The sequence below is a fragment of the Kitasatospora sp. NPDC056800 genome, from assembly GCF_042789775.1.
In the GTDB taxonomy this organism is placed as follows: Bacteria; Actinomycetota; Actinomycetes; order Streptomycetales; family Streptomycetaceae; genus Kitasatospora.
On sequence record NZ_JBHUAL010000083.1, the window covers coordinates 23290 to 35757 of the forward strand.

The 12468-nt window shown below is 74.6% G+C and carries 2 protein-coding genes; both read left to right on the top strand.

From position 1 onward, the window contains the following. Positions 1 to 8 precede the first annotated feature (8 nt). A complete protein-coding gene (locus ACFRQN_RS19605) occupies positions 9 to 995 on the top strand; it encodes a TauD/TfdA family dioxygenase (protein ID WP_380741355.1) in 987 nt (328 codons plus the stop codon). Positions 996 to 1054: 59 nt separating this feature from the next. Continuing rightward, the coding region (locus tag ACFRQN_RS19610) for an amino acid adenylation domain-containing protein (protein ID WP_380741356.1) at positions 1055 to 12468 on the top strand (11414 nt) is incomplete at its 3' end.

Consider the following 12468-nt stretch of genomic DNA (forward strand, 5'->3'; position numbering starts at 1 on the left):
CCGCCGCCATGCCGACCTGGGAACTGAACCCCGGCCGCCCGGCCCTCGCCCACGCGCCGCGCACCGCGGACATGGGCGAGGCCTGCGAGTGGCTGCGCGAGAACGAGACCGCGCTCACCGACGCCCTGCACCGGTACGGCACCATCTTCCTGCGCGGCCTGCCGGTCACCGGCACCGAGGACGTCGCCGCCGTGCGCGACGTCCTCATCCCCGAGCGCACCCCCTACCGGGAGAAGGCCACCCCGCGCAGCGACTACGGCAACGGCGTCTACTCGTCCACCGACCTGCCGCCGGTCCAGCCGATCCGGATGCACAACGAGAACAGCTACACCCTGACCTTCCCCGGCCGGCTGCTCTTCGCCTGCCTGACCGCCCCCGACGAGGGCGGGGCCACCCCCACCGCGGACTGCCGCCAGGTGCTCGCGCAGCTGCCCGCCCACCTGGTGGAGCGGATGCGGACCAACGGCTGGACGCTCACCCGCAACTACTCGGACTACATCTCGCTCGGCTGGCGCACCGCCTTCGCCACCGAGGACCGCGCCGAGGTCGAGGCCTACTGCAAGGAGAACGGCATCAGCTGCGAGTGGCTGGCGGACGGCAACCTGCGCACCACCCAGGTGCGCCCCGGCACCATCCGCCACCCGCGGACCGGCGAGCAGGTCTGGTTCAACCACCTCGCCTTCTGGAACGCGTGGTCGCTCGACCCGGACATCCGGGAGGCGATGACCGAGGAGTTCGGGCCGGACGGACTGCCGTTCAACACCGGCTTCGGCGACGGCGAGCCGCTGGAGCGCGCCGACGTCGACGCCCTCAACGAGGCCTACCACGCCGCCACCGTGCGGGAGCGCTGGCAGGTCGGCGACGTGATGCTGGTCGACAACGTGCTCTGCGCCCACGGCCGGGACCCGTACCGGGGCGGGCGCAAGATCGCCGTCTCGATGGGGCAGCCCCTGGAGATCCAGGACTGCCGGCCCACCGCGGGGCTCACCGTCTGACCGCCGTCCGTCCCCTCGACCAGCCCGTGCCGTCAGTAGACCCGAGTAGAGGAAGCACCGTGATCCCGGTTTCGTACGCCCAACAGCGGCTCTGGCTGATCGACCAGATCGAGGGGCCGACCGCGCTGTACAACCTGCCGTTCGCCCTGCGCCTGCGCGGCGCGCTCGACACCGCCGCGCTGCGTGCCGCGACGGCGGACGTGGTCGCCCGGCACGAGGCCCTGCGCACGGTGTTCCCGGTGGCCGGGGGAGTCCCGGTGCAGCGGATCCTGCCGGCCGAGGAGGCGCGACCGCGCTTCCTGGCCGAGGACTGCGCACCGGCCGACTACCCGGCCCGCCGGGACGCCGCGGCCGCCGAGACCTTCGACCTGAGCCGCGAACTGCCCATCCGGGTCACGGTGTTCACCCTCTCCCCGACCGAGCACGTGCTGCTCGTGGTGCTCCACCACATCGCCGGCGACGGCTGGTCGCTCGGCCCGCTGCTGCGCGACCTCGCCGAGGCCTACCGGGCCCGGCTGGCCGGCGGCGCCCCCGACTGGGAGCCGCTGCCGATCCAGTACGCCGACTACGCGCTCTGGCAGCGCGACCTGCTCGGCGACGAGCACGACCCCGAGAGCCTGCTCGCCCGCCAACTCGCCCACTGGCGCGAAGCGTTGGCCGGGCTGCCGGAGGAACTGGAACTGCCGACGGACCGCCCCCGGCCGCCCGCCCCCACCGGCGCCGCCGACTCCGTCGACCTCGCCTGGGACGCCGGCCTGCACACCGCCCTGCTCGACCTCGCCCACACCCACCGCACCACCCTGTTCACCGTCCTCCAGGCCGGCCTGGCCGCCCTGTTCACCCGGCTCGGCGCCGGCACCGACATCCCGCTCGGCACCGGCCTCGCCGGACGCGCCGACGAGGCCCTGGACGACCTGGTCGGCTTCTTCGTCAACTCCCTGGTCCTGAGAGCGGACACCTCCGGCGACCCGGGCTTCGCCGAGCTGCTCGGCCGGGTCCGGGAGGCCCAGCTCGACGCCTTCGCCAACCAGGACCTCCCCTTCGAGCGCCTCGTCGAGGAGCTCAACCCGCCCCGCGCGCTCGGCCGCCACCCGCTGTTCCAGACCCTGCTGGTGCTCCAGAACCACGGCCGGGACGCCGAACTCGCCCTGCCCGGGCTGGAGTCCGCCCCCGAACCGATCGGCCTGCGGGTCGCCAAGTTCGACCTCAACATCGGCATCGCCGAACAGCACGGCCCCGACGGCGCCCCCGCCGGGCTCACCGGCTCGATCGAGTACGCCGCCGACCTCTACGACCGCGCCACCGTCACCGCCCTCGCCGAGCGGCTCGGCCGGCTGCTGGCCGGCGCCGCCGCCGACCCCCACGCCCCCATCGGCACCCTGGAGCTGCTCGCCCCCGAGGAGCGCACCCGCGTCCTCACCGAGTGGAACGCCACCGACGCCCCCCGGTGGAGCGGCACCCTCGCCGAGTCCTTCGAGCGCCAGGCCGACCGCACCCCGCACGCCACCGCCCTCGTCCACGACGGCGGCACCCTCGACTACGCCGCACTCGACGCCCGCGCCAACCGGCTCGCCCACCACCTGACCGCCCTCGGCGTCGGCCCCGAGACCCCCGTCGCGATGCTGATGGAGCGCTCCGCCGACGTCGTCGTCGCCACGCTCGCCGTCCTCAAGGCCGGCGGCTGCTACGTCCCCATGCACCCCGGCCTGCCGCCCGAGCGGATGGCCGACGTGCTCGCCGACACCGGCGCCCCCGTCCTGCTCACCGACCGCGCCGACCCCGGTTTCCCGCACGGCGCCGCCGTGGTCCGCCCCGGCGACGAGGCCGGCGCCCCCGACCACCGCCCCGCCCTGCCCGTCCACCCGGACCGGCTCGCCTACGTGATGTACACCTCCGGCTCCACCGGCCGCCCCAAGGGCGTGGCCGTGCGCCACCGCGACGTCGTCGACCTCGCCGCCGACCGGCGCTGGCAGGACGGCCGCCACCAGCGCGTCCTGCTGCACTCCCCGCACGCCTTCGACGCCGCCACCTACGAGATCTGGACGCCCCTGCTGGCCGGCGGCACCGTCGTGGTCGCCCCGCCCGGCGCCCTCGACGCCACCGCCCTGCACGCCGTCACCGTCCGCCACGGCGTCACCGCCGTCTTCCTCACCAAGGCCCTGTTCGACCTCGTCGCCGAGCAGGCCCCGGAGACCTTCGCCGCCCTGCGCGTCGTCTGCACCGGCGGCGAGGCCGCCTCCGGCACCCTGCTGCGGCGCGTCCTGGACGCCTGCCCCGACCTGCTGCTCGCCCACGTCTACGGGCCCACCGAGACCACCACCTTCGCCACCCACCACCCGCTCGCCCCCGCCGACCTCGACGGCCCCCGGGTGCCGATCGGCGGCCCGCTGGACAACATGCGCGGCTACGTCCTGGACGCCCGGCTGCGCCCCGTGCCGCCCGGCGTCCCCGGCGAGCTGTACCTCGCCGGCGCCGGCCTGGCCCGCGGCTACCTCAACCGGCCCGGCCTGACCGCCGAACGCTTCGTCGCCTGCCCGTACCTGCCGGGCGAGCGGATGTACCGCACCGGGGACCTGGTCCGCCGGCGCGCCGACGGCGCCGTGGAGTTCCTCGGCCGGATCGACGGCCAGGTCAAGCTGCGCGGCTTCCGGATCGAGCTCGGCGAGATCGAGGCGGCGCTGTCCCGCCACCCCGCCGTCCGCCAGGTCATCGTGATCGCCCGCGAGGACCGCCCCGGCGACCTGCGGCTGGTCGCCTACTGCACCGCCGAGCCCGGGCTCACCCCGGACGGGCTGCGCTCCTTCGCCGGCACCGTGCTGCCCGGCTACATGGTCCCCGCCGCGGCCGTCCTGCTGGACGCCCTGCCGCTCAACGCCAACGGCAAGGTCGACCGCCGCGCCCTGCCCGCCCCCGACCTCGCCGCCGACGACACCGGGCGCGCCCCCCGCGACGAGCGCGAACGGGTGCTCTGCGAGCTCTACGGCGAACTCCTCGGCATCGACGACATCACCATCGACGACGACTTCTTCGCCCTCGGCGGCCACTCCCTGCTCGCCACCCGCCTGGTCGGCCGGGCGCGCACCGAACTCGGCGTCGAACTCGCCATCGGCGACCTCTTCCAGGCGCCCACCGTCGCCGGGCTCGCCGAGCGGATCGCCGAGCGCGCCGCCGGCGCCCCCGCCCAGGCCCGCCCGGCGCTGCGGCCCGCCGTCCGGCCCGAGCGGGTGCCGCTCTCCTTCGCCCAGCGCCGCCTCTGGTTCCTCGCCCAGGCCGAGGGCCCCACCGCCACCTACAACATCACCCTCGCGCTGCGGCTGCGCGGCCCGCTCGACCCCGCCGCCCTGGCGGACGCCCTCGGCGACACCGTCCGGCGGCACGAGGCGCTGCGCACCGTCTTCGCCGAGCACGACGGCACCCCGTACCAGCGCATCCTGGACGGGCCCGTGGCCCCGCTGCTCACCACCACCGACCGCCCGGTGGACGAACTCGCCCGGCACGGCTTCGACCTGGCCGCCGACCTGCCCGTGCACGCCTACCTGCGGCCCGAGGGCCCGGACGAGCACGTCCTGGTCCTGGTCCTGCACCACATCGCCGGGGACGGCGCCTCGCTCGGCCCGCTCTACCGCGACCTCACCGACGCCTACCGGGCCCGCCAGGGCGGCCACGCCCCCGACTGGGAGCCGCTGCCCGTCCAGTACGCCGACCACGCGCTGTGGCAGCACGGACTGCTCGGCGACGAGGACGACCCGCAGAGCCTGGCCGCCCGCCAACTCGCCCACTGGCGACAGGCGTTGGCCGGTCTGCCGGAGGAGCTGGCACTGCCCGCGGACCGCCCCCGGCCGCCGGTCGCCAGCCACCGCGGCGCGGTCGTCCCGCTGGAGCTCGACGCGGACCTGCACGCCCGGCTCGCCGACCTCGCCGCCGAGCACGGCGCGACGCTCTTCATGGTCCTCCAGGCCGCCTACGCCACCCTGCTGCACCGCTTCGGCGCCGGCACCGACCTGCCGATCGGCACCCCGGTGGCCGGGCGCCTCGACGAGGCCGCCACCGACTTGGTCGGCTACTTCGCCAACACCCTGGTGCTGCGCACCGACCTCTCCGGCCGGCCGAGCTTCGCCGAACTGCTGCGCCGCGTCCGGGAGACCGACCTCGCCGCGTACGAGCACCAGGACACGCCGTTCGAGCGCCTGGTCGAGGAGTTCAACCCGGTCCGCTCGCTGGCCCGGCACCCGCTGTTCCAGGTGATGCTGACCTTCGCCGCCGCCGCCGAGGGCGGCCCCGCCTTCCCCGGCGTGACGGCCACCGAGGAGCCGGTGGAGTACGGCACCGCCAAGTTCGACCTCAAGCTGGCGCTGACCGAGCGCCACCGCGCCGACGGCACCCCGGACGGGCTCGCGGGCGGGCTGGAGTACGCCACCGACCTGTTCGACCCGGAGACCGCGCAGCGGCTGGCCGACGTGCTGGCCCTGATCCTGCGGCAGGCCGCCGCCGACCCGGAGCTCAGCGTCGCGGCGGCCGGGCTGACGCCCACGGGCGGGGCGGCCGAACTCCGCCACTCCGCAGGGCCGTTGGCATCGGAGGTGCCGCTGCTTCCGGCGGTGTTCGAGGAGCAGGCGGCGGCCACGCCGGAGGCGGTGGCGCTGGTGTGCGGTGACGAGGTGCTGACGTACCGGGAGTTGGACGCGCGGGCCTCCCGGCTCGCGGGCCGGCTGGTCGGTGCGGGGGTGACGCCGGGCGCGATGGTGGCGCTGGCGCTGCCGCGCTCGGTGGAGTCCGTGGTCGGGCTGCTCGCGGTGCTCAAGGCGGGCGGGGTGTACCTGCCGCTGGACGCCGAGTACCCGGCGGACCGCACCGCCTACACCCTGACGAACGCCGGGCCCGCGCTGGTGCTGACCGACAGCCGCTGGCCGCTGCCCGAACTGCTCGCCGAATTCCAGGTGCTGGACGTCACCGACGCGCCGGGTCCGGTGGAGTTCACCAGGCCCGTCCTGGGCGGGGCGGACGCGGCGTACGTGATCCACACGTCCGGCTCGACGGGCCGTCCGAAGGGTGTGGTGGTCTCGCACGGGAGCATCGCCGCCCTGCTGGCGGGCCACCGCGCGACGCTGGTCGCGGACGCGGAGGCGGCGCACGGTCGGCTGCGGGTGGCGTTGACGGCTTCGCTCTGCTTCGACGCCTCGATGGAGGTGGTGCTGTGGATGGTCGCCGGGCACGAGCTGCACCTGATCGGTGACGAGGTGCGCCGGGACGCCCGGCAGCTGGTCCGCCACGTCCACGCGGTCGGGCTGGACGCGCTGCACGTCACTCCGTCGTACGCCGAGCAGCTGGTCGAGGAGGGGCTGCTGGAGGAGCCCGCGCCGAAGCTGCTGCTGCTCGGTGGCGAGGCCATCGGGCAGGGCCTGTGGACCAGGCTGTGCGCGGCTCCGCTGACCTCCGGCCACACCATGTACGGCCCGACCGAGTCGACCGTGCACGCCCTCACCCGGCCGTTCGACGGTACGGACCGGCCGGTGCTCGGCCAGACCGTCGCCGGGACCACCGGGTACGTGCTGGACGAGAACCTGAACCAGGCGCCGGTCGGCGTCCCCGGGGAGCTGTACCTGGCCGGCGCCGGACTGGCCCGGGGGTACCTGGGCCAGTCCGCTCTCACGGCGGAGCGGTTCGTCGCCAGCCCGTTCGTGGCGGGCGAGCGGATGTACCGCACCGGGGACCTGGTGCGCCGCGCCCGCGACGGCGAGCTGGAGTACCTCGGCCGCACCGACAACCAGGTGAAGATCCGCGGCTTCCGGATCGAACCCGGCGAGATCGAGGCCGTGCTGGCCGGCCACCCGGCCGTGCGCCAGGCCGCCGTGCTGCCCGACGACAGCGGCCGGCGCCTGGTCGCCTACCTGGTCGCCGACGGCCCCCTCGACGCGGCCGCCCTGCGATCCTTCGCCGCCGAGTCGCTGCCCGGCTACATGGTCCCGGCCGCCTTCATGGAGCTCGACGCCCTGCCGCTGACCGCCAACGGCAAGCTGGACCGCGCCGCGCTCCCGGCCCCCGACTTCGCCGCGCTGGCCGGCGGCCGGGCCGCCCGCACCCCGCAGGAGGAGATCCTCTGCGGCCTGTTCCGCGAGGTGCTCGGCCTCGACGTGGTCGGCGCCGACGACGACTTCTTCGAGCTCGGCGGCCACTCGCTGCTCGCCATCCGGCTGCTCAGCCGGGTCCGCGCGACGCTGGGCGCGGAACTCGGCATCCGGGACGTCTTCGAGGCGCCGACACCGGCCGGGCTCGCCGCCTGCCTCGGATCGGGGGCGGAGCGTCTCGCGCTGACCGCCTACGTCGAGCGGCCGGAGCGGGTGCCGCTCTCCTTCGCCCAGCAGCGGCTCTGGCTGATCGACCGGATCGAGGGGCCGAGCGCCCTCTACAACTCGCCGCTGGCGCTGCGCCTGACCGGCGAGCTGGACCAGGCGGCGCTGGAACGCGCCCTCGGCGACCTGGTCGCCCGGCACGAGGTCCTGCGCACCCTGATGGTGGAGACCGACGGCGAACCGCACCAGCTGATCCTGCCGGTCGGAGCGGCCTCGGTGCCCTTCGAGGTCCGGGACTGCCCGGCCGAGGAGGTCGGCGAGTCCGTCGACGCGGCCTCCCGGCGGCCCTTCGACCTGGCGGCCGAACTCCCGGTGCGCGCCCTGCTGTTGCGGGTCGACGCCGAGGAACACGTGCTGGTCCTGGTGCTGCACCACATCGCGAGCGACGGCTGGTCGACCCGCAAGCTGGTGCGCGACCTCGCCGCCGCCTACGCGGCGCGGACGGCCGGAACCGCGCCGCGACAGGCGCCGCTGCCCGTCCAGTACGCCGACTACGCGCTCTGGCAGCGCGACCTGCTCGGCGACGAGGCCGACGAGGAGAGCCTCTTCTCCCGCCAACTCGCCTACTGGAACGAGACCCTGGCCGGAATGCCGGAGGAACTCGCGCTCCCGGCGGACCGCCCCAGGAGCGCCGCCGCCAGCCACCAGGGCGACCGGGTGGCACAGCTGCTCGACGTCGAACTCCACCGTGCGCTGCGGACCCTGGCGCGCGAGCAGCGGGTGACGATGTTCATGGCCATCCAGGCCGCCTTCGCCGCCCTGCTCACCCGGCTCGGCGCGGGCACCGACGTGCCGATCGGCTCCGTGGTCGCCGGGCGCTCCGACGAGGCGCTGGACGAACTGGTCGGCTTCTTCGTCAACACCCTGGTGCTGCGCACCGACACCTCGGGCAACCCGAGCTTCACCGAGCTGCTGGCCAGGGTCCGGGAGACCGACCTCGGCGCCTACGCCCACCAGGACGTGCCGTTCGAGCGCCTGGTCGAGGAGCTCAACCCGACCCGCTCGCTGGCCCGGCACCCGCTCTTCCAGGTCGCGATGGTGCTCCAGAACAACGAGCAGGCCGACGCCTCCTCGTCCGGCCTGTGGAACGGGGTGCTGCCGGCCGCCACCGGGGTCGCCAAGTTCGACCTCAACGTGACCGCCCAGGAGCTCTTCGGCCCGGACGGTGAGCCCGCCGGGATCGACTTCGCGCTCGACTACGCGACGGACCTGTTCGACCAGGAGACGGCCGAGGCGATCGTCCGCCACTTCGCCGGCCTGCTGGCGGCGGCCGTCGAGCGGCCGGACACCCGGATCGGGGCACTGCCGCTGGTGAGCCCGGCGGAGCTGGCCGAACTGCTCGGCGGTGCCGCGCCGTTGGCTTCGGAGGTGCCGCTGCTTCCGGCGGTGTTCGAGGAGCAGGTGGTGGCCACGCCGGACGCGGTGGCGCTGGTGTGCGGCGAGGAGGTGCTGACGTACCGGGAGTTGGACGCGCGGGCCGGACGGCTTGCGGGTCGGTTGGTCGGTGCGGGGGTGACGCCGGGCGCGATGGTGGCGCTGGCGCTGCCGCGTTCGGTGGAGTCGGTGGTCGGGCTGCTTGCGGTGCTGAAGGCGGGCGGGGTGTACCTGCCGCTGGACGCCGAGTACCCGGCGGAGCGTACCGGGCACATCCTGGCGGACGCCGAGCCGGCGCTGGTGCTGACGGACAGCCGCTGGCCGCTGCCCGAGGTGCTGGCCGAGCTGCCGGTGTTGGACGTCACGGACGTTCCCGGAGCGGTGGAGTTCGCCAGGCCTGTCCTGGGCGGGTCGGATGCGGCGTACGTGATCCACACGTCCGGCTCGACCGGTCGTCCGAAGGGCGTGGTGGTCTCGCACGGCAGCATCGCCGCCCTGCTGGCAGGCCATCGCGCGACGCTGGTCGCGGACGCGGAGGCGGCGCACGGCAGGCTGCGGGTGGCGTTGACGGCTTCGCTCTGCTTCGACGCCTCGTTGGAGGTGGTGCTGTGGATGGTCGCCGGGCACGAGCTGCACCTGATCGGTGACGAGGTGCGCCGGGACGCCCGGCAGCTGGTCCGCCACGTCCGCGAGGTCGGGCTGGACGCGTTGCACGTCACTCCGTCGTACGCCGAGCAGTTGGTCGAGGAGGGGCTGCTGGAGGAGCCGGCGCCGAAGCTGCTGCTGCTCGGCGGTGAGGCGATCGGGCAGGGCCTGTGGACCAGGCTGTGCGCGGCTCCGCTGACCTCCGGCCACACCATGTACGGGCCGACCGAGTCGACCGTGCACGCCCTCACCCGGCCGCTTGACGGCGTGGACCGGCCGGTGCTCGGCCGGGCCGTCGCGGGGACGGCCGGGTACGTGCTGGACGAGCACCTGAACCTGGTCCCGCGTGGGGTGGCGGGCGAGTTGTACCTGGCGGGTGCCGGCCTGGCCCGGGGGTACCTGGGCCGCGCCGCGCTGACGGCGGAGCGGTTCGTCGCCAGCCCGTTCGTCGCGGGCGAGCGGGTGTACCGCACCGGGGACCTGGTGCGCAGGGCCCGTGACGGTGAGTTGGAGTACCTGGGCCGGACCGACGATCAGGTGAAGATCCGTGGTTTCCGGATCGAACTCGGTGAGATCGAGGCGGTGTTGGCGGCCCATCCGGCTGTCCGTCAGGCCGTGGTGACCGTTCGGGAGAGCGAGGACGGGGACCGTCGGCTGATCGCCTACTGCGCGGTGGCCGAGGATGCCGGCCCCGAGCTCGGTGGCGCGCTGCGCCGGTTCACCGCCGAGTCGCTGCCCGGCTACATGGTCCCGGCCGCCGTGGTGACGCTCGATGCCCTGCCGCTGACCGCCAACGGCAAGCTGGACCGGGCCGCGCTCCCGGCCCCCGACTTCGCCGCGCTGGCCGGTGGCCGGGCGGCCCGTACGCCGCAGGAGGAGATCCTGTGCGGCCTGTTCGCCGAGGTGCTCGGCCTGGACGTGGTCGGGGTGGAGGACGACTTCTTCGCGCTGGGCGGGCACTCGCTGCTCGCGACCCGGTTGCTCAGCCGGGTGCGCTCGACGCTGGCCGCGGAGTTGGCGGTCCGGGACGTCTTCGAGGCGCCGACGCCGGCCGGGCTGGCCGCCCGCCTGGGTTCGGGGGCGGAGCGTCTCGCGCTGACCGCTCACGCCGAGCGGCCGGAGCGGGTGCCGCTCTCCTTCGCGCAGCAGCGCCTCTGGCTGATCGACCGGATGGAGGGGCCCAGTGCGGTGTACAACCTGCCGCTGGTGCTCCGTGTGGCGGGCGAGCTGGACACCGACGCCCTCGGCTCGGCCCTGGGCGACCTGGTCGCCCGGCACGAGGCCCTGCGCACGCTGGTGGTGGAGACCGACGGCGAACCGCACCAGCTGATCCTGCCGGTCGGGGCGGCATCGGTGCCCTTCGAGGTCCGGGACTGCCCGGCCGACGAGGTCGGCGAGTCCGTCGACGCGGCCTCCCGCCGGCCCTTCGACCTGGCGGCCGAACTCCCGGTGCGCGCCCTGCTGTTGCGGGTCTCCTCGGAAGATCACGTGCTGGCCCTGGTGCTGCACCACATCGCCGGTGACGGGTGGTCGATGGGTCCGCTGCTGCGGGACCTCGCCGCCGCCTATGCGGCGCGGACGGCGGGTACGGTGCCCGGGTGGGCGCCGCTGCCCGTCCAGTACGCCGACTACGCGCTCTGGCAGCGCGACCTGCTCGGCGACGAGGCCGACGAGGAGAGCCTCATCTCCCGCCAACTCGCCTACTGGAACGAGGCCCTAGCCGGAATGCCGGAGGAGCTGGCGTTGCCGGCGGACCGTCCGCGGGGTGCCGTCGCCAGCCACCAAGGCGGCCGGGTGGTGCTTCCGTTGGGTGCCGAACTGCACCGTGCGCTGGTGACGTTGGCGCGTGAGCAGCGGGTGACGATGTTCATGGCCGCGCAGGCGGCGTTCGCCGCCCTGCTCACCCGGCTCGGTGCCGGAACGGACATCCCGATCGGATCGGTGACGGCGGGGCGCTCGGACGAGGCGGTGGACCAGCTGGTCGGCTTCTTCGTCAACACGCTGGTGCTGCGGACCGACACCTCGGGCAACCCGAGCTTCACCGAGCTGCTGGCCCGGGTCCGGGAGACCCAGCTCGACGCCCATGCCCACCAGGACGTGCCGTTCGAGCGCCTGGTCGAGGAGCTCAACCCGACCCGCTCGCTGGCCCGGCATCCGCTGTTCCAGGTGATGCTGGTCCTTCAGGGCGGTGGTGACACGGCGCCGCTGGACGCGACCGGGCTGGACGTCTCGGTCGAGCCGTCCGGTCGCGCGGTCGCCAAGTTCGACCTGAGTGTCGGTATCGGTGAGTCCTTCGGTCCCGACGGCGCGCCGGCCGGTCTGGAGTGCGTGGTCGACTTCGCGACGGACCTGTTCGACCGCGAGACGGTCGAGGCGATCGCCGTCCGGTTCGGCCGGCTGCTGGCCGCCGTCGCGGCCGGTCCGGACCTGCCGATCGGCAGGGCGGAGCTGCTGTCCTCGGCGGAGCGGGCCGAACTGCTCGGTGCTGCGCGGCCGTTGGCTTCGGCGGTGCCGTTGCTTCCGGCGGTGTTCGAGGAGCAGGTGGCGGCCACGCCGGAGGCGGTGGCGCTGGTGTGCGGTGAGGAGGTGCTGACGTACCGGGAGTTGGATGCGCGGGCCTCGCGGCTTGCGGGTCGGTTGGTCGGTGCCGGGGTGACGCCCGGTGCGGTGGTGGCGCTGGCGCTGCCGCGCTCGGTGGAGTCGGTGGTCGGGCTGCTCGCGGTGCTGAAGGCGGGCGGTGTGTACCTGCCGCTGGACGCCGGGTACCCGGCGGAGCGCACGGCCTACACCCTGGCGGACGCCGAGCCCGCTCTCGTGCTGACCGACGACCGGTGGCCGCTGCCCGAACTGCTGGCAGAATTCCAGGTGTTGGACGTCACGGACGTGCCGGGATCGGCACAGGGTCCCCTGATCGCTCTGGGCGCAGCGGACGCGGCGTACGTGATCTACACGTCCGGCTCGACCGGCCGCCCGAAGGGTGTGGTGGTTTCGCACGGCAGTCTCGCCGCGCTGCTGGCCGGCCACCGGGCGGGCATGATGGCGGGGGAGGAGAACCGGAAGTTCGCGCTGACGGCCTCGCTCTGCTTCGACGCCTCCTGGGAGGG